We start from the raw sequence: 19,412 nt of genomic DNA, 5'->3' as shown, positions 1-19,412 counted from the left end.
GTAAATCAATCTTCCTTAATTAATTCCGCTATTGATTACTTTTTATTTAATCCAAACCAGTGAGTTTTTATTATTAATCTCAATATATCTATTATATTCAAAGAAAAATATCCGTATCGATTCAGATCCCCCTCCTCTAACAAAAAAAATAATACTATTATATAACAGTAGGTTATTTTTAAAGCTCAATATCTATCTAGCTCATTATACTATTATTATTTATCTCCTTGTAACGTTCGGCTATCGTTGTTATTTAAATAGTTTGATAACAGACCTATCTGAGTAAAGTAATTAGTATTTATTACCCAGTTATTAGTAATGGAAATATACCCATTACGGAGACATCACCTTAACGAAAGGGATAGATACATGACTTTTGGTATTAACTATTACAGTCTCAAATCATCTCAGGTACATTTATTATTGCCAATGTTACTGTTGGTATCCATCATACCGACCAATTCAGTATTTGCTGCGAAATTTGTGGATGGAGTGGAAGTAAAGTCTTACGCCTTACGAACGGGTGAAACTGTTGATAGTGTTGCTCATCAGTATAATTTGACGCTGAAGGAACTGAAAACGCTAAATCAAACGCGCAAGTTCACTCGCCCATTTGAAACGTTATCCGCAGGGGATGAAATTGATGTTCCGAGCACACCCCCGAAAAAAACAAGAGTCAAAAATACAACTGTAACAAATTTAGCTGATAAACCAGATCATAAAATACAGGACTGGTTATCTCGTCGTGCCCCTAGCTTTTTCGACGCAATAAACACACAAAGTGCCGAAAAATACCTTTCTAGACAAGCCCAAAATATAGCTATTACCAAAGCCTCATCAACAATAGAGAACTGGTTGAACCAATATGGTACGGCACAAATAGGAGTACAACAAACAAATAAGCTATCACAAAGCGCCATATCAGCAGATATACTGTTACCGATGTATCAAAGCCCAGATTGGCTAGTATTTACCCAGTTCGGTGGTCGTAACTTTGATGATCGCACAACCTTGAACTTAGGTAGCGGGATCCGCCGCTTCAGTGATCCATGGATGTATGGTGTAAACACCTTCTACGATATCGATATTACTGGTCACAACCGTCGGATCGGCATCGGGGCAGAGTTGTGGTCCGACTATCTACATTTCTCTGCCAATGGATATCTACGGCTCAACAATTGGCATCAATCGCGAGATTTTGATGACTACGACGAACGCCCCGCCAACGGATTTGATATCACCGCCAGTAGCTGGTTACCCGCTTACCCTCAACTCGGAGCTAAACTAAAATACGAACAGTATTTCGGGAATGAAGTCGCACTGAAAGACAACGATATTCGCAGTCAAGCTCCAAAAGCAATGACGGTTGGAGTGAACTACACACCTTTCCCATTGATTACCCTCGGGGCTGATTGGCGTAAAGAAAAGGGAGTCAATGAGCTACAACTTGAAGCGCAGCTTACCTATTCATTAGGTGTGCCTTGGAATGAGCAAGTGTCATCTGTATCAGTAGCAAGCCTACGCACACTACCGAGTAACCGAATGGCATTGGTTGAACGCAATAACAACATTGTACTCGAATACCGTAAGCAGGAGCTTATCAGCCTGATACTACCACAAGAAGTCCGTGGTCGAGGCGCTAGCCAGCAGTTAGTCAACATAATTTTGAAAGCAAAATACGCAGCTGAACGCGTAGAATGGGGATTACAGACAGAATTTTCATCCAAAGGAGGGAAAATCCTGTCTGTTGGTAAAAGCCTTACTGCTTGGCTGATCCATCTCCCTCCTTGGCAGGCAGGCACCACCAACACCTATACCCTGAGCGCCAACGCATGGGATGAGAAGGGAAATTCGTCCCCACCTGCCTATATAAAGGTCATAGTGGATGCGGGGCTTTCTGCCTGCCATTCCCATTTAACCGTAGGCTCCGGTACGTTGAATCTAGATCAATCCGAGGTATTGATTCTGACAATACGAGATGAACAAAACGCACCAGTGACTGGGCTCGCTTCATCTATTCAATTACCGTTCACCTTCACGATACCAAAAGGCACATCATCTCTATCGCCTTCGCAAAGTGGCATTAAGTTAACCGAATTAAAAGAAACCGCACCCGGTGTGTACACCAGCACAGTAACAGCCGGAAAACTTCTCGGCACTCTCATTCTTAATCCACAGATAGATGGTATCCGTATCGCTTCAGCAACAGTCGAAGTGATAGCAGCCCCCATAGGGATACAAATATTTCGTAACGGTATTGCCATCGTAGGAAACCCAGTTGTAGGAGATCGCCTAACCGCCACGCCAGATTGCCAAATCAACTGTATTCTACCCACTTTCTGGCAATGGGAAGTCGAAACATCCCAAGGGTCAGGACGGTATCAAGCCATACGTGGTGCAACAACCACTACCTATATCGTCACAACAGACATGCAAAAGCGCAGATTGCGAGTAACGGCACAATAAATATGACCATAAAGCATTTAAAAAAATATAAGGTAAAAATAAGATGAACATGAACCAACAGCAAACCCAAATAATACGCAAAGGCAAACTATCGATCCTGTGTGTCAGTGTCGTTCTCAATCTGCTTGTCACTACACCAGCGCTAGCAGCCACTGTCTCGATTACCTCTCCTGCGACCCAACCAGTTATCGGACATGCGCCAGAGCTAAAAGGAGGTACAGTCAAAGCCAGTGATGATAACGGGGACGGAATATTAGGTCTGGGGGATTCTTTAAAAGCTTCAGACTTTATTTTCAGTGATGAAGATGGCGATAAGCAGACAAGCATCCTCTATGAATGGTATGAAGACGACAATATCATTAACGGCACGACTGGCGATACGCTGAAACTAACCGCGGCGTTGCTAGGTAAAACGATCACGGTCAAAGCGGTCGCAAGCACTGATCCCGCCATTACTGAGCCGTCAAAGAGCTTGTCTGTACCGGCAACAACCTACAGAGATATCAAAAATAACGCGATATCGGGAGGTAAAGGCATTACCACAATAGAAGGCAATATCGCCAAATCAGTGAGTATCTCAGGCATCTCAGGGACACAACCTTTAGTTGGCGAGAAACTAAAAGCCAATACCGTTTGTTACGCGACCTGTGATAATAGTCTGGTTTATCAGTGGCAGATTGAAGATGCAGTGAGTTCTGGCAGATACACGAACATCATGAATGCAACCACATCAGAGTACACGATAAAAGGAACTGACCAGAAACGGAAAATTCAAGTCATCGTCTCTAACCCATAATCAGTATTACCGATAACAGAACTATCCCATTGTGGTGCTTTTTAATCATAAGCAACACCAGCGGTAGAGAATATTCATAAACTGAATGATAAGAGAGTGATTAACCTTTTTATGCGTTTAATAACTCAAACAACGGGGCTAATTATAGAAGGAGGAGTATCCACTTTTGTGATGAAATCAATGCCATAATCTCTTTTTAAGAGCATGCATTGATGAGTAGAGTAAAATATGGTCAGAACCGTGAAGGAACAGAGGTAATTTGCACACCCTGTCACAAAAAATGACAAACCTCACGTTTTTAAACGTGAGGTCAGATTGCTTACCAATAACTTAAAAAAATCCCGATAAATAATATAAAACCAACATAATTATTATTCATAAAGGCTTTAAAACAAGGCGCTCGTTCTCTATTGACCATTAATTTTTGCTGATAAACAAACAATAACGCAGCTAGCAACAAACAAACATAATAAGTGATACCTAATTGGGCAAGTAAACCAATCGCTACCAGCAAACCAAGCATCACGACTTGTAAAACCCCAATAATCAATTTGTCATACTGACCAAATAAAATTGCCGTTGATTTCACACCTATTTTTAAATCGTCATCACGATCAACCATCGCATACTGTGTGTCATAAATCACTGACCACAAGATATTAACTAAAAACAGTAACCAACAAACAAAAGGTAAGGACTCACTGACGGCCGAAAACCCCATAGGGATCGACCACCCAAAAGCCGCACCTAAAACCACTTGAGGTAAATTACTGACACGTTTAACAAATGGATAAATCCATGCGAGTGCCAGCCCTGCAATTGATAGCCAGATAGTCATTGCGTTCAGTGTCAGAACAAGCAAAAACGAAAGCCCTACGAGAGCAGCAAACAATATTTTTGCCTCTTTTTCGGTAACATCGCCACTTGGCAACGGTCGATGTTTTGTTCGCTCAACATGTCCATCAAAATGGCGATCAGCAAAATCATTTATCACACACCCTGCGGCGCGCATCAAAAACACGCCAGCAGTAAACACAATCAGGATGTGCAAACTGGGGATACTTTGAGCTGCAATCCATAGTGCCCAATAGGTTGGCCATAACAACAACAATGAGCCAATAGGCCTATCAATTCGCATCAAACGGCTGTAGGCATGCCATTTAGTTAGCGCCATACTTCCCTCCACTGTCGTGCTCCTTTTATTTTCTATATTTTATAAGCAGGTGATTCAGGTAAAAATAGTTCTGTTAATAATAATGGTTTTTCAGACAACCTTAATAGGGAGCGACGGATCCATCGCGAATTTTGCAACCCTATCTGGATATAATCACGGCTCAGATTATCATGACTGAACAGATAACGCCCCAATGGTACCGCGCCGATATCAACTAGCTGTTGGTCTTCGCCTGTGAGTGTTTCTTGCGGAATTAGCGTCCTTCCCAATAACCATGGAATATTATCACCGTACATAATCACTTCACGTAACCAATAATATTCACTGACAGGTAAACTCAGCGCCTCTTCTTCACTCAAAGCGTCCAAAGTTACGTAGCGTTGTGTATAAGGTATGACAGTAACCCGCTGGCAGTGCTGCTCTAGGCGTTTCGTCATTGACCCCTGCTCATACAACCAACTTAAAATATTATCAGGAACAAGGTCATCAGTCTCAGATAACCAAGTTATAGGGCGAGGGGCAAAAAGCGTTTCATCCATTACTTATAATTCCACCACCATATAGTGTGGTATTGCATCATATTGGTTCTTAACTATAAAGGATATCACGTTGTTTTGCTGCAAGGTTAAAGATAACTAACAATTTAGTTAAAAAGTCATAAATTCAACACAATTTGAAAACTAACCGTAATAAAATTTTTAATTACTAATAGGTTAGCGATAATACAAAAATCATTAATATTGAAATGATTAATAAACTACAGCCTAGTGTATTGGTAGTCGTTAAGGCTTTTGCAATAAACAAGGAAAATCAATTTATTGATTTTTGGCTGATAACACGAAGCGGGAAAAACCACGCTTTTATCCCGCTTCGTCAGCAACTTCAGCCTACCCTATTGGTAGGCTGTCATGAATAACAAACTAGGTTAACGCCATGTTTTATAACAATTAATCAATCCATTTGTTGAGCTATCATGACTACTCACCTCATCACGACTTTCTAATTCAGGTAAAATACGGCTAGCAAGCTGTTTACCTAGCTCAACACCCCACTGATCAAACGTGAAGATGTTCAGGATCGCGCCTTGAGTGAAGATTTTATGCTCATACATCGCAATCAATGCACCTAAAGAATAAGGTGTGATCTCTTTGAGTAAGATTGAGTTAGTTGGGCGATTGCCTTCAAATACTTTGTATGGCGCCACATACTCCATATCTGCTGGGTTTTTCCCCTGTGCTGCAAATTCTGCGTCAACCACTTCACGAGTCTTACCGAATGCTAACGCTTCTGTTTGCGCAAAGAAATTCGATAATAGCTTGTCGTGATGATCACCTAACGGGTTATGCGTTACTGCTGGTGCAATAAAATCACAAGGGATCATTTTTGTTCCCTGATGAATTAATTGATAGAAAGCATGCTGGCCATTTGTGCCCGGCTCTCCCCAAATAATCGGCCCTGTTTGATAAGGCACTTTATGACCATTACGATCGATATATTTACCGTTTGATTCCATATTCCCTTGTTGGAAATAAGCCGCAAAACGATGCATATATTGATCATATGGCAGAATCGCTTCAGTTTCCGATTCAAAAAAGTTGTTGTACCAAATGCCAATTAAACCTAGCAATACAGGAATGTTATTTTCAAAAGCCGTTTGTGTGAAGTGCTTATCCATTGCATGGGCACCTTCAAGCAGCTGCACAAAATTGTCATAACCGACTGAAAGAATGATGGATAAACCAATCGCCGACCACAATGAATAACGACCACCAACCCAGTCCCAAAACTCGAACATATTTGCGGTATCAATACCAAATTTCGCAACTTGTTCACTGTTTGTCGACAGCGCAACAAAATGTTTTGCAATGTGCTGTTCGTCTTTTGCCACTGCCAATAACCAATCACGAGCTGAGTGCGCGTTAGTCATAGTTTCTTGAGTGGTAAAGGTTTTTGATGCAATTAAAAACAACGTTGTTTCAGGGTTTAGCGGTTTGAGCGTTTCAGCTATTTGCGTTCCATCAACGTTGGAAACGAAATGCATATTCAAATGGTTTTTATAAGGGCGCAATGCTTCTGTAACCATGAATGGTCCCAAATCAGAGCCACCAATGCCAATATTCACCACATCTGTGATAGCTTTACCTGTATAACCTTTCCATTCACCGCTAATAATGCGCTCACTAAATTTGTGCATTTTTTCTAGCACAGCGTTGACATCTGGCATCACATCTTTGCCGTCGACATAAATCGGTGTGTTGTCACGATTACGTAATGCAATATGTAAAACAGCGCGATCTTCTGTGCGGTTAATTTTTTCGCCGCTGAACATGCTGTCGATAGCACTTTTCAGTTCAGTTTCCTGAGCCAATGCTAATAATTTATTCAGCGTTTCTTCAGTAATTCGGTTTTTGGAGTAGTCCACCAAAATTTGCCCATCAAATGTGGCAGAAAATTTGGTAAAGCGATTATTGTCTTGCTTAAACAGGTCACGCATATGGGTATCTTTCATTTGCGCAAAATGTTGTTCTAGCGCCCGCCATGCTGCCGTTTGGCTTGGATTAATACTTTTCATGGATAACACTCTCCAAAATATTTGTAATAAATATAAATTGTAACTCTTCGAGGCATCACGACCTATCAGTTTCCTGTGATAGTTAAGATATTGGTCAATTTTTTGTAATTTTTCCAGAGCTTATTACGACTCTACTCTAAATAATTCATGGTGCAGCTAGGCGACAAGCGAAGATAGACGGGGAGCATAGATAAACTATGTGACTCGGCGAGCGTAGCGTAGTCAACAACGCTGCGACTTGAAGTATGACGAGTATATCGGGAAAAACGATAATAAATGGCTCATCATTAAAATTACTGATTAACATCGATTCTTCATTGACGCCATAGCTCTAACCCGATATTTCTATATGCAAAATAGTTTGCCTAAAGGGATTGATATCATGAATGCAGTAGCGTCTTCGTCAGAAAATAGTCCATTCATTATCGCTAAATTTGGTGGCACCAGTGTGGCCAATTTTGATGCAATGAATAAAAGCGCTGACGTCGTTTTATCTAACAGCCATGTTCGCGTAGTGGTACTTTCCGCTTCAGCGGGGATCACCAATTTGTTAATTGAACTTGCCGAAGGCTGTGATACAGATAAACGTAATCAACTACTGCAAAAAGTACAAGATATTCAATATGCTATTATTGATAAGTTACAGTATGCCGATGTCATACGCGAAGAAATTGATCGTTTATTAGAAAATATCGCACATTTAGCGGATTCAGCATCACTTGCCACATCTGATGCTCTCACCGATGAAATGGTCAGCCACGGCGAGCTCATGTCAACCTTACTGTTTGTTGAAGTCCTCCGCCAGCGTGGTGCAAACTCACAGTGGTTTGACGTTCGTAAAGTCATGAAAACCGATGGTAGTTTTGGCAAAGCCGAACCTGATTTACTGCAATTGAAGGAAGCAGCACAACTACAATTATTGCCACGTTTGCAAGATAGTTTAGTGATCACTCAAGGCTTTATTGGTCAGGACAGCAAAGGCCGTACCACCACGTTAGGCCGTGGAGGCAGTGACTATACCGCTGCATTACTGGCAGAAGTGCTCAATTTATCTCGTGTTGATATTTGGACCGATGTACCGGGTATCTACACCACCGACCCACGTGTGGTTCCCGCTGCTCAACGTATCGATGAAATTGCTTTTGATGAAGCCGCTGAAATGGCTACATTTGGCGCTAAAATTCTTCACCCAGCGACATTATTACCCGCTGTACGCGCAGGCATCCCTGTATTTGTCGGTTCAAGTAAAGATCCAGAGGCTGGTGGCACACTCGTTTGCGATAAAACAGTCAACGCCCCACAATTTAGAGCACTCGCATTACGTCGTAAACAAACCTTACTGACCTTGCATAGCCTAAAAATGCTCCATGCACGCGGCTTTTTGGCTGAAATATTTACCATATTATTACGCCATAATATTTCTGTTGATCTGATCACCACTTCCGAAGTGAGTGTTGCTCTAACATTGGATACAACGGGCTCTACAGGCACCAATGGTAGCCTATTGACCAATTCACTGATGACGGAACTTTCTGCATTATGTCGTGTGGAAGTCGAAGAAGATCTGGCTCTCGTGGCCATTATTGGTAATGAACTGTCGCAAGTGAATGGCTTAGGAAAACAAATTTTCGGCGCATTGGAATCATTTAATATTCGAATGATCAGCTATGGCGCAAGTAGCCATAATATCTGCTTATTAGTACCCGGTGCCGATGCAGAAGAAATTGTACGCACTCTCCATTCTAATTTATTTGAGTGATTGAAGATAATAAGGCGGCTAGTATGATAAGCCGCCATTTTTGACTATTTTTTTATTAATTTTTGCACATTATCGGTATATTTCAGCATTGATGCTGTCACACCTTGATGCTCTTGCAGTAACTTTAAATTGGCGATTGCGGCACTATTACCCGCTTTTGCTGCACGCTCGAACCACATCATGGCACGGAAAATATTTTTCTCACCGCCAAGTCCTGTTGCATACATCACCGCAAGGTTATTTTGTGCATCACTCACATCTTTAAATGCCGATTGCTGTAGCAATTCACGGGCTTTCTGCTCGTTTTGTTGCACTCCAGTCCCCGTTAAATAAAACAGAGCCAGTTGGTTTTTAGATTGCACATTACTCTTTTCAGAGGCAAGTAACCAGCTCACCACTTTTTGGCTGTCAACATCCGATAATTGGCCTGCAAGATAGAGCTCGGCCAATTTTATTTGTGCTTCAGGAATACCATCGTCTGCCATACTCATATACCATTCGATGGCTTTATTATGATCGGCTTTAACGCCACCGAGTCCTTGCTCATAAAACTCAGCAACCTTCATGGCGGCAGGTGCTGAGCCATTATCAGCGCCTTGTCGATACCAATCAAAAGCGCTGACCAAATCCTTACCTATTCCGTTCCCTTTTTCATAACCCCTACCCATGGCAAACTGCGCATCTGAATTACCTTGCAGAGCCGCTCGTTTGTACCAATAAATGGCTTGATAGTCATTTTTTTCAATTAAACGGTGGCCTTCATAATAAAAGTCCCCCATATTATTTTGCGCAGTGGCGGAGCCCATATTGGCAGCTTGGCGATACAGATTAATGGCCCTTTCTTCATCTTGTTCTACACCTTCACCATTTTCATACAATACCGCTAAATTATTCACCGCCGAAGCAACACCTTGTTGGGCACTTTCTTCATACCACTCCCTCGCTTTTTTATAATCGACATCACCGCCAAGCCCATCATGGTAAAACATACCCAATGCAAATTGCCCATAGGATTGTCCTTGTTCAGCCGCCTCAGAGTACCATGCCTTTGCTTGCTTATAGTCTTGCTTAACACCTAAGCCGCGCTCGTATAAAAAGCCTAACCCGTATTGGCAATACGCATCGCCTTGTTCTGCACCTTGACGGTACCAACGCGCAGCTTCTTCATATTTCTGCTGATTTTGCGCTAACAGACCTAAATAGTAATCACCATCGGTGTTACCAATATCAGATGCCTTTTTAAACCAAGTAAATGCTTTTGTTGAGTCTACAGGAAGATAATCAGTACCATCCATATACACTAGCCCGATATCGAGCATAGCATCAACATCGCCTGATTCAGCTTCTTTTAGTCTATTAATGAATTCTTCTGGAAGATTATTTTGCGGTGCGGTAAGGGAGGCTGGCGACTGTTGCTTTTCTTTTACAGAGAGCATCTCTGTTGTGTCTGCTTGCGCAAAAGCTGCGTTACCTAAACAAAGCAACAGCATTAAAGATCGTAAATTCATCAGTTCAGTCCATTCACCGGCATTATGCATATAACATAACATTCCTTATGAAAAAGGATAAGTGATTAAGACATAAAATATAGAATAGCAATATTATCTGGGGAAATAATTCCCCAGATAAATGTTCCCTAATTCACTCGATAGCCACCATGCTTACTCGCGAATAGGTTAAATTTCCCCCACTCTACTAGCATTGCTTCTAAAGTTTCATGGCTAACTTTACACAAATCAGCAATTTGCGATACGACAAATTGGTTCTCTCCAACCAGCTCAGGTGAAAAAATTTCAGCTATCCAACCACATTCTTTCACTGTCACTAACCAGCCATCGTTAGTCGCAAATTTATGTACAGGTATCATGCCTTCTTTCGGGCTTTCTTTCGCCAACAGTTTGTCTTCATCACGTTGTGCCTGATGGAAAGCATCGATCTCTTCTTTAGAAGGAATAAGATCGATAGATTGTGGGTTTTCTAAGTAAAGATAGATCTCTTCAGCACGTGCTGGCGTGAGTTCACTGCGCAACCAAATCTTGTTAAAACAATGATCATCGAGCATATCATCCGTATCCAATTTATCCATGATTTGCAAAATGCTCATCATGGCACTGACGAAATCTTCACTCATGAAAAAAGTTTCAGGTGCAGCGCTATTTTGGATCTTGTAGGGATAAACTGCCGTCGCCGGCAGAGTATCTTCAATAATAAATTCATAGCTCATTGTTCACAGTCTCTTTAAATTTCCTATTGTTATAAGATGGTGCCGAACAGATGAAAAATCAATCCTCTGGATCATAACCCAAATTAGGTGCTAACCAACGCTCCAATTCTGTGTTCGACATGCCTTTGCGCTGTGCATAATCTTCTATTTGATCTCGTTGTACCTGAGCAACCGCAAAATATTTGCTTTCAGGGTGACTAAAATACCAACCTGAAACAGAAGCGCCCGGCCACATAGCATAAGAGCTAGTCAACTGCATACCAATTTGCTTTTCAACATCAAGTAACTGCCAAATTTTGGCTTTTTCGGTGTGCTCAGGGCACGCAGGATAACCTGGTGCAGGACGAATACCTTGGTATTTTTCACGGATCAGTTCTTCATTAGGTAAATCTTCATCAGGTGCATAGCCCCAATGTTCTTTTCTTACCTGCTGATGTAAGTACTCCGCAAATGCTTCCGCTAATCGGTCCGCCAATGCCTTTAACATGATCTTGTTATAGTCATCATGTTGTTGTTCATATTGGTCAGCTAAGGCGTCTTCTTCTAAACCACCTGTGACCGCAAATGCACCAATATAATCTGCCTTACCACTGTCTTTTGGTGCCACAAAGTCAGATAAGCAATAATTCGGAAACTCTTTTTTCTCTGTCTGTTGACGTAAATTGAGAGCAATACAATTAACGTTATCACGCGCAGGTGAAGTATATATTTCAACGTCATCCCCCACACGATTAGCAGGGAACAACCCAAAAATTCCTCGCGGTACCAAAGATTGGCTTTCAGAAAGCTGATCTAACATAGCATTAGCGTCACGCAGTAATTTACGTGCTTCTTCCCCCACCACTTCATCCTCTAAGATACGTGGGTACTTGCCCGCCAAAGACCATGTCATAAAAAATGGTGTCCAATCAATATAATGACGCAATGTTTCGATTGATGCTTGTACTTCTTTGACACCTAAAAAACGCGGTACTGGTGGCTGGTAATTTTGCCAATCAATCTTCACTGCATTTGCGCGAGCGGCTTCTAATGATACTGGCGGTGTTTTGGGTTTTTTACGCCCATGTTGTTCACGAACCACTTCATATTCACGGCGTGTTCGTGCAACAAACTCTTCTTTTTGTGTTGCGGAAAGTAGCGCTGAGACCACACCTACCGTGCGGGATGCATTCTGTACATAAGTCACCGAATGATTATAGTTTGGCTCTATTTTGACTGCCGTGTGCGCTTTTGATGTCGTCGCTCCGCCAATCATCAGAGGGATGGTAAAACCTTGTCGCTCCATTTCTTTTGCAACATGCACCATTTCATCCAGTGATGGCGTGATCAAGCCTGACAAGCCAATAATATCGACATTCTGCTCACGTGCTGTTTTCAAGATAGTTTCACAAGGCACCATGACGCCTAAATCAATAATTTCATAATTATTGCACTGTAAAACAACACCCACGATATTTTTACCAATATCATGAACGTCGCCTTTGACCGTCGCTAATAATATTTTACCTGCACTGCTACCCGCCTGCTTAAGTTCTTGAATATAAGGTTCTAAGTAAGCTACGGCCTGTTTCATCACTCGCGCAGATTTGACTACTTGAGGTAAGAACATTTTACCTTCGCCAAATAAATCCCCCACAACGTTCATACCATTCATCAGAGGCCCTTCAATAACTTCTATTGGGCTCGCTGCACGCTGTCGGGCTTCTTCTGTGTCTTGGACAATAAATTCGGTGATCCCTTTCACTAAGGCATATTCCAGACGTTTTTCAACGTCCCATGAACGCCACTCTGCTTGTTGAATTTGTTGCTCACCACTACTCGTTGCACGGTATTTTTCGGCTAACTCTAATAACCGCTCTGTACTGTCCTCTCGACGGTTTAAGATCACATCCTCTACCGCCTCTTTCAGTTCTATAGGGAGATCATCATAGATCGCTAATTGCCCTGCATTTACGATCCCCATATCCATTCCGTTACGGATCGCATAGTAGAGGAATACGGCATGGATCGCCTCACGAACAGGATCATTGCCTCTGAATGAGAACGAGACGTTCGAAACACCACCTGAAATCATCGCGTGAGGGAGCTGTTGTTTTATGTCCTGACAAACTTCAATAAAATCGACAGCGTAGTTATTGTGTTCTTCAATCCCAGTCGCTACAGCAAAAATATTGGGGTCAAAGATAATATCTTCTGGAGGGAAGCCAACCGTTTCGGTTAACACCTGATAAGCACGACGACATATTTCAATTTTGCGTTCACGTGTATCTGCTTGACCGACCTCATCAAACGCCATGATAACCACAGCCGCCCCATACTTACGCACCAACTTGGCATGCTCAATAAAAGCCGCTTCGCCTTCTTTCATTGAAATAGAGTTAACGACCCCTTTACCTTGAATGCACTTGAGCCCTTTTTCAATCACATCCCACTTGGATGAATCTATCATAATAGGAACACGGGCAATATCAGGCTCCCCTGCAATCAAATTCAAAAACCGCACCATGGCAGCTTCTGAATCCAGCATTCCTTCATCCATATTGATATCAATAATTTGTGCGCCATTTTCAACTTGTTGACGCGCAACATCTAATGCTTCTTGGTAATTACCTTCTTTAATTAAACGCTTAAACTTTGCAGAACCTGTTACGTTCGTCCGTTCACCAACGTTAACAAACAGGGATTTTTCGCCGATATTAAGAGGTTCTAAGCCTGATAAGCGGCATTCAACAGGAAGTGTCGGTAAAACACGCGGAGCAATCCCTTGTACCGCTTCGGCCATTTTTTGGATATGCAAAGGTGTCGTCCCACAACAACCACCGACAATATTTAAAAACCCCGCTTGCGCCCATTCATTGATTTGCTCGGCCATATTTTGTGCATCAAGATCATATTCACCAAAAGCATTCGGTAGGCCTGCATTCGGGTGCGCGCTTACATAACATTCAGCAATGCGAGATAACTCAGAAACATATTGCCGTAACTCATCAGGGCCTAATGCACAATTTAATCCAAATGAAATCGGTTTCGCATGACGAAGCGAATTATAGAAGGCTTCAGTCGTTTGCCCCGATAGGGTTCGTCCTGAAGCATCAGTGATCGTGCCTGAGATCATGACAGGTAATTTAATGCCCAATGATTCAAATTCAGTTTCAACCGCAAAAATAGCCGCTTTGGCATTTAAGGTATCGAAAATAGTTTCAATCATGATCAGATCAACACCGCCTTTCACCAAAGCACGGGTTGACTCACGATAAGCTTCAACAAGTTGATCAAAACTCACATTACGATAGGCAGGATCATTCACATCAGGGGAGATCGACGCTGTACGGTTAGTCGGGCCTAAAACGCCTGCGACATAACGTGGCTTTTCAGGTGTCTTTAATGTCCATTTATCTGCACATTCACGGGCAATTCGTGCTGCCGCTTCATTTATCTCAGCGGACAACGATTCCATTTTGTAGTCTGCCATCGCAATGGTGGTTGAGTTAAACGTATTGGTCTCAACAATATCAGCGCCTGCTGCAAAATATTGGTCATGGATGTCACGAATAATTTCAGGCTGCGTTAAAACAAGTAAATCGTTATTCCCTTTGAGATCACTTGGCCAGTCGGCAAATCGTTCTCCACGAAATTGTTGTTCAGTGAGCTTATGACGTTGGATCATGGTTCCCATTGCACCATCCAGTACTAAGATCCTATTTTTTAATTCTTTTTCTAATTGACTGATTTTATACGACACTTGCACCGCCTCCTAAAAAACAACCACCATATACTCAAAATAATTCAAGTTGCAGGTAGGCGACAAGCAAAGATAGACGGGAAGCATAGATAAACTATGTGATTCGGCTAGCTGAGCGTAGTCAACCCCCCTGTAACTTGAAGTATGGCGAGCATAGTCATAAGTTAAATTACTGCCATTATCATCCTATCATAGTTTTCGCGTCGAAAATTCGAGCCTATGATGAGAGTTTTTCAGGTTGTCTCAGATCTAATTTTTCACTGATCCGATGAGTATTTTGGGGTGAGATCATCCATAATAGAAACAAAAATTCATTCCAGTCAGGAGAGACTTAATGGCGACTTCATCAATTAGTAAAAAAATAAAGAAGGCAAAAGGACCCGCAAGTGGCGCGCCAGCAGCAGGTCAAGTCCAGTCATTAAGTCGTGGACTAACACTTTTGGAATATATTTCTGAATCAACAGGCGGTATTGCTCTTACTGATCTTGCGCTGCAAGCAGGCTTACCCAACTCAACTACCCATCGCCTACTGATGACATTAGAACAGCATGGGTTTGTGCGCCAAACTGGTGATCTGGGGCTATGGGTGATCGCATCTAACGCATTTATCATTGGTAGTAGCTTTCTTGAAAGCCGTAATTTACTTGCATTAGTTCATCCTATTTTGCGCCGTTTAATGGATGAATCTGGAGAGACGGTCAATTTAGCTATCTTGGATCATACTGAATTTGATGCAGTGATTGTTGACCAAGTGCAATGTAATGCGTTAATGCGTATGTCAGCGCCTATCGGTGGTAAATTGCCACTACATGCTTCAGGAGCAGGTAAAGCATTTATCGCTACCTTACCTGAAGATCAACTGATCCCATTACTCAGTAAGAAAGGGCTTCATGCCTACACGCCTTATACTCTAACTACGCCATCAGCATTAAAAGAAAATTTACAACAAGCAAAAAAACAAGGCTTTTCCTATGATGATGAAGAGCATGCATTGGGCCTGAGATGTATCGGAGCATGCATTTATGATGAACATAAAGAAGCATTTGCAGCTATTTCTATTTCAGGCCCATTATCTCGCATCACAGATGATCGTGTGACAGAGCTTGGGGCAATGGTGATCAAAGCCGCTAAAGAGATCAGCCGTGAATATGGAGCGATCCGTTAATTGAGATCTGAATACACGGCAAAAAGTCAAAGGTATGTGACATATCACATACCTGAACGCTTAATATCATCAATCCCCTTCTTGTGAACCTTGTAGATATTCAAGCTGATTTAACGATAAAAATTTAGGCATATCACGATACTTTTCAATCAATGCTAAAGCTATCGCCTCTGTTTCTGCGTCCGCCAATCCATCAATATTACGTGGTCGAAAATGCATTTGAAACGCGCTGATCGTTTTTTGTGTCGCGGTATCTAATTCACCTGACAGAGGAATATCTGCATAACCATAAAACCTAAGTGCTTTTTGTAATAATAAAATATTACTTGGTTCATTCACTGATCGATTAGATAAATAGTTTGCAACCGTTTTTGCATCAGGCCAAGCACCAATACCTTGTTTTGACAATGCCTCCCAAGGGAAAGCCCTACCAGGATCTTCTTTACGTAATGGCGCAATGTCACTATGACCAATAATATTTTCAGGCGGAATGTTATAACGCTGCATAATATCTTTAACTAGAGGAATTAATGCAGAAATCTGCGATGGATTAAATGGTGCCCATACCCTGTTACCATTCTGATCCACCTTAAATCCGGCATTCACTATTTCAATACCAATTGAACTATCATTTAAACTACTATGGTATCGCCAACGGCTATCCCCTGCATGCCATGCTCTCAATGCTTCGGGCACAAGTTGCAATATTACGGGGAGGTTATGTGCCTGTGTAGGCTGACTCGGGATTAAATAGTGTGAACTGACTTTGCCTTTAGTTAGCAAGTGGAGGGAGTACTCATCATCAGAAACCGTATAATGTATTATCACATATTGTATTCTTTGGTTACTATTTTGTGATGGATGACTGGTATCAACATAGTAGCCAGTTCGAGAAGAGAGTGTTGAGCAACCCGTTATTATAAATACTAATAAAAGCAATAAATTACGTATCATTCAAAATCCTTTTATGCTGTACTTAACCCATATATTTTCTATTGTACCTCTTTATTTGATTACAAAAAATACACAAAACTCCAACGAAATGGCATTTAAAATGTGAGTTAATCTAAAAAATATTAAATTTATCAGTAAATGTAGTTAATAATTCAATATCAATCTTATTTTTTCATAGCATTTAAATTAGCTTTACCCCATCATTTTCTATCTGTTTTTATTCACAATGCCTCTGAAGATGAATTTTTATTCATACTGGAACCATTTAGGTAAGACGGCAAGTCCCCCCACCTAGAGAATGAGGCAAAACTTCTCAGCGTAGCATCACATGAGTGAAACACTCTTTAATCGAATTGGTAGGGCAACATTCACACGATAATACTTAACCAAGTTAATAGTAATAAGCCCAATTAATAAATACAAAAATCCATTTTTTAGACTTTTATTTAATCCTTTTAGTTGTAAAAATCACCAGAAAAGGTTTGCAGACTCTAGACAGGTTAGAAAGGCGGGGCTTCTTATTTATCTATTATTCGATATTTTTAGATTCCTCTTGGTGATAAAAAATAATACCTCATAGTAAAAAGTGCATTAAAAGATAAACTACCTAGAATTAATATAAAAATATATTACTGAAAACACACCAATTACGCATAAAAATAAATAAAAAAATTCTATTGATATTATTAAAGTTTCTTATTGTTTTTTATGGTAACTAATAAATTCATATCAGTTACCCATATGTATTTAAGATATAAATTATATGAAATAGGTAAAACCCCTTATTTTATTACTGAATAGGCGATTCGTTTTTCATGCTCAACCTCTGTTAGAATAACTTTAACGATATCTCCTACATCAATATCTAAAAAAACAACAATTTCTATAAGCTTATCTAAACTTAGTTTATTAATACCTCGTTCATAGCGAGATATCTGTTGTTGACTTAAATTAATAATATCTGCTAATTCATTACCAGATAACCCTTTTTGCATTCTTGCTTTACGTAAATGATGCCCTAATAAGGCATATACGTTTTTCCTTTTTGTGATAGCCGTATCCCTCCCCTAGAACAGGAAATAAATATTATTTTTTTATATGTTCTATTATAGAACGTCAAATTCCCATTATAAATAGTTAACGACAATTAAATGGTTAAAAATCGATAGCTTAAACTTATCAAGAGGATAATATAATTATTAATTTTTAATTGATTAATAGTAATTCATTGCTTTTAAATAACTTTTTATTTTATTAAATAAAATAACTATTTTTATAATTAATTATTTTCACTTAACACATTCATAATAACTTACATTTTAAATCGTTATAGAAATAGTTAGACACTTAAAACAATATATTTATTTTTAATGAGAAGAGTACTGCTATCAATAATATGATACAGATCATACTTTGGACAGCGAAAAAGTCAAAATACCAATATAAACGGCAACTTAAATAATATGTAATGTTAGAATTAAACAATTATCATCGTTTAGTCTAATTGACCAAATTGTGATCTCAGTACGACTATCCCTGTTTTCCCTTGTAAGTATTGCTTTAAATCTACATCACTCACTTTTAAAACTCGCTTTATTGAAGATGCATTTCTAAAATAAACCTTCTCACCTTGGCGAATAGCAATTCCTACATGACTCACATCTAATTCAGGTTTGCTCGAATAAACACCAATATAATCACCAGTTTTTATCGATCCTAAAACAGAATTATCAATATGTTTAGTTGGAATATATCTAATTAACCGATTTGTTATAGGCAGATCTTGTATGAGTAATTGACCATTATTTTTTTTATTAAGTGTTTTATTTACTAGAATTGAGTTCGAGCTAATCTGTTGTGTAACGTCAGAGATAGAACTATCTGCTTGCTGTAGCCAATCAGTAAAGAAATGCCGGCGGGTCACATATGAAATACCATTTTCTGAATAACGGATTTTTTCTAGGTTCTGAATAAAATCATCATAGTCATCAGAACGCTTGAAAGCTTCTGTATATTCAATAAAAGTCATACAATCCATTGATTTTAAATTTATAATTAACTTCTCTTCTGCTGTGGCTTGTGAATTTAATGTATGGTTGTTATACGGTGTACCGAGCAACTTTTCTGTTATCACTTTGACTCGCAGCTCGGGGGTTAACCCTACTGTATCCCGCTGAATATTATTCAGAATAAAAAGTGACCCCGGTTCCAACACTACCGATACAGCACAACTCATTGATGAAATAAACAATAAAGCCACTGCCATTAATCGTTTTAACATGAAATTCCCATTAAAATTGATAGTGATATCAACCTACTCGATCACCATTGTATTATTGACTTCTAACAACAGATAGATAACACAATTTATTCAAGATAATAACTCGTCACAGCAAACAAGCCCCTTGTTTATAGTCTTCCCCTGAATAATTTTGATTCAGATCACAGATAGTTCGAAATTTATCTATCAACCATTGCAACTACCGCTATTTCAATAAACAATGTTACCGGTAACATAACGTGAATGACGAAAAGATTTTTACGCGATATGCCCGATAGA

Annotated in this window: 13 protein-coding genes; 4 read left to right on the top strand and 9 right to left on the bottom strand. The window is 40.2% G+C overall.

Annotated features, from left to right (window positions below; genetic code table 11):
• Positions 1–369 precede the first annotated feature (369 nt).
• Together M1E96_RS01900 and M1E96_RS01895 are read left to right on the top strand one after the other, a co-directional pair.
• Entirely contained in the window at positions 370–2,466 is a 2,097-nt protein-coding gene (locus M1E96_RS01900) for an inverse autotransporter beta domain-containing protein (protein WP_272581337.1), read from the top strand.
• Between the two features lie 43 nt (positions 2,467–2,509).
• Positions 2,510–3,262 (top strand): ZirU family protein, encoded by a 753-nt coding sequence (locus M1E96_RS01895; protein ID WP_272581338.1) that lies wholly within the window; start codon positions 2,510–2,512, stop codon positions 3,260–3,262.
• A gap of 319 nt (positions 3,263–3,581) precedes the next feature.
• On the opposite strand, the gene ubiA is transcribed toward M1E96_RS01895, so the two are convergent.
• From ubiA to pgi, 3 genes are all read right to left on the bottom strand, one after another.
• On the bottom strand, positions 3,582–4,436 hold the full coding sequence (ubiA, locus tag M1E96_RS01890) for a 4-hydroxybenzoate octaprenyltransferase (protein ID WP_272581339.1): 855 nt from the start codon (positions 4,434–4,436) through the stop codon (positions 3,582–3,584).
• Between the two features lie 32 nt (positions 4,437–4,468).
• The gene (gene ubiC, locus M1E96_RS01885; RefSeq protein WP_272581340.1) at positions 4,469–4,975 is read right to left on the bottom strand and encodes a chorismate lyase; all 507 of its coding nucleotides are present in this window, start codon (positions 4,973–4,975) and stop codon (positions 4,469–4,471) included.
• A 386-nt stretch (positions 4,976–5,361) separates the two neighbouring features.
• A complete protein-coding gene (gene pgi, locus M1E96_RS01880) occupies positions 5,362–7,008 on the bottom strand; it encodes a glucose-6-phosphate isomerase (protein ID WP_272581341.1) in 1,647 nt (548 codons plus the stop codon).
• A gap of 382 nt (positions 7,009–7,390) precedes the next feature.
• Here pgi and lysC point away from each other — a divergent pair, with 382 nt between their 5' ends.
• Entirely contained in the window at positions 7,391–8,767 is a 1,377-nt protein-coding gene (gene lysC / locus M1E96_RS01875; protein WP_070925793.1) for a lysine-sensitive aspartokinase 3, read from the top strand.
• Positions 8,768–8,811: 44 nt separating this feature from the next.
• On the opposite strand, the gene M1E96_RS01870 is transcribed toward lysC, so the two are convergent.
• The 3 genes from M1E96_RS01870 to metH form a co-directional block, all read right to left on the bottom strand.
• The gene (locus tag M1E96_RS01870; RefSeq protein ID WP_319069171.1) at positions 8,812–10,305 is read right to left on the bottom strand and encodes an SEL1-like repeat protein; all 1,494 of its coding nucleotides are present in this window, start codon (positions 10,303–10,305) and stop codon (positions 8,812–8,814) included.
• Between the two features lie 98 nt (positions 10,306–10,403).
• The gene (locus M1E96_RS01865; RefSeq protein WP_070925795.1) at positions 10,404–10,991 is read right to left on the bottom strand and encodes a hypothetical protein; all 588 of its coding nucleotides are present in this window, start codon (positions 10,989–10,991) and stop codon (positions 10,404–10,406) included.
• Between the two features lie 58 nt (positions 10,992–11,049).
• Complete coding sequence (gene metH / locus M1E96_RS01860) at positions 11,050–14,733, bottom strand: methionine synthase (protein ID WP_369427343.1); 3,684 nt, start codon at positions 14,731–14,733, stop codon at positions 11,050–11,052.
• Positions 14,734–15,067: 334 nt separating this feature from the next.
• On the opposite strand from metH, the gene iclR reads away from it, so the two are divergent.
• Positions 15,068–15,898, top strand: coding sequence for a glyoxylate bypass operon transcriptional repressor IclR (gene iclR, locus M1E96_RS01855; protein ID WP_070925799.1), 831 nt, complete (start codon positions 15,068–15,070; stop codon positions 15,896–15,898).
• A gap of 69 nt (positions 15,899–15,967) precedes the next feature.
• On the opposite strand, the gene M1E96_RS01850 is transcribed toward iclR, so the two are convergent.
• The 3 genes from M1E96_RS01850 to M1E96_RS01840 form a co-directional block, all read right to left on the bottom strand.
• A complete protein-coding gene (locus tag M1E96_RS01850) occupies positions 15,968–16,852 on the bottom strand; it encodes an N-acetylmuramoyl-L-alanine amidase (RefSeq protein WP_272581345.1) in 885 nt (294 codons plus the stop codon).
• A gap of 782 nt (positions 16,853–17,634) precedes the next feature.
• On the bottom strand, positions 17,635–17,904 hold the full coding sequence (locus tag M1E96_RS01845) for a helix-turn-helix domain-containing protein (RefSeq protein ID WP_070925825.1): 270 nt from the start codon (positions 17,902–17,904) through the stop codon (positions 17,635–17,637).
• Between the two features lie 443 nt (positions 17,905–18,347).
• Positions 18,348–19,133, bottom strand: coding sequence for an N-acetylmuramoyl-L-alanine amidase-like domain-containing protein (locus M1E96_RS01840; protein ID WP_272581346.1), 786 nt, complete (start codon positions 19,131–19,133; stop codon positions 18,348–18,350).
• Positions 19,134–19,412: the final 279 nt, after the last annotated feature.

Source organism: Providencia sp. PROV236 (genome assembly GCF_033676985.1).
In the GTDB taxonomy this organism is placed as follows: domain Bacteria; phylum Pseudomonadota; class Gammaproteobacteria; order Enterobacterales; family Enterobacteriaceae; genus Providencia; species Providencia manganoxydans.
Note: the sequence above shows the minus strand (reverse complement) of the source record. Positions and strands in the feature narration are given on the sequence as shown.

Bases quoted from the DNA above. Each gene is read 5' to 3' on its own strand.
- ubiA (WP_272581339.1), bottom strand. From the start codon at position 4,436: ATGGCGCTAACTAAATGGCATGCCTACAGCCGTTTGATGCGAATTGAT.
- ubiC (WP_272581340.1), bottom strand. From the start codon at position 4,975: ATGGATGAAACGCTTTTTGCCCCTCGCCCTATAACTTGGTTATCTGAG.
- pgi (WP_272581341.1), bottom strand. From the start codon at position 7,008: ATGAAAAGTATTAATCCAAGCCAAACGGCAGCATGGCGGGCGCTAGAA.
- lysC (WP_070925793.1), top strand. From the start codon at position 7,391: ATGAATGCAGTAGCGTCTTCGTCAGAAAATAGTCCATTCATTATCGCT.
- M1E96_RS01895 (WP_272581338.1), top strand. From the start codon at position 2,510: ATGAACATGAACCAACAGCAAACCCAAATAATACGCAAAGGCAAACTA.
- M1E96_RS01840 (WP_272581346.1), bottom strand. From the start codon at position 19,133: ATGTTAAAACGATTAATGGCAGTGGCTTTATTGTTTATTTCATCAATG.
- M1E96_RS01900 (WP_272581337.1), top strand. From the start codon at position 370: ATGACTTTTGGTATTAACTATTACAGTCTCAAATCATCTCAGGTACAT.
- M1E96_RS01870 (WP_319069171.1), bottom strand. From the start codon at position 10,305: ATGCATAATGCCGGTGAATGGACTGAACTGATGAATTTACGATCTTTA.
- M1E96_RS01850 (WP_272581345.1), bottom strand. From the start codon at position 16,852: ATGATACGTAATTTATTGCTTTTATTAGTATTTATAATAACGGGTTGC.
- iclR (WP_070925799.1), top strand. From the start codon at position 15,068: ATGGCGACTTCATCAATTAGTAAAAAAATAAAGAAGGCAAAAGGACCC.
- M1E96_RS01865 (WP_070925795.1), bottom strand. From the start codon at position 10,991: ATGAGCTATGAATTTATTATTGAAGATACTCTGCCGGCGACGGCAGTT.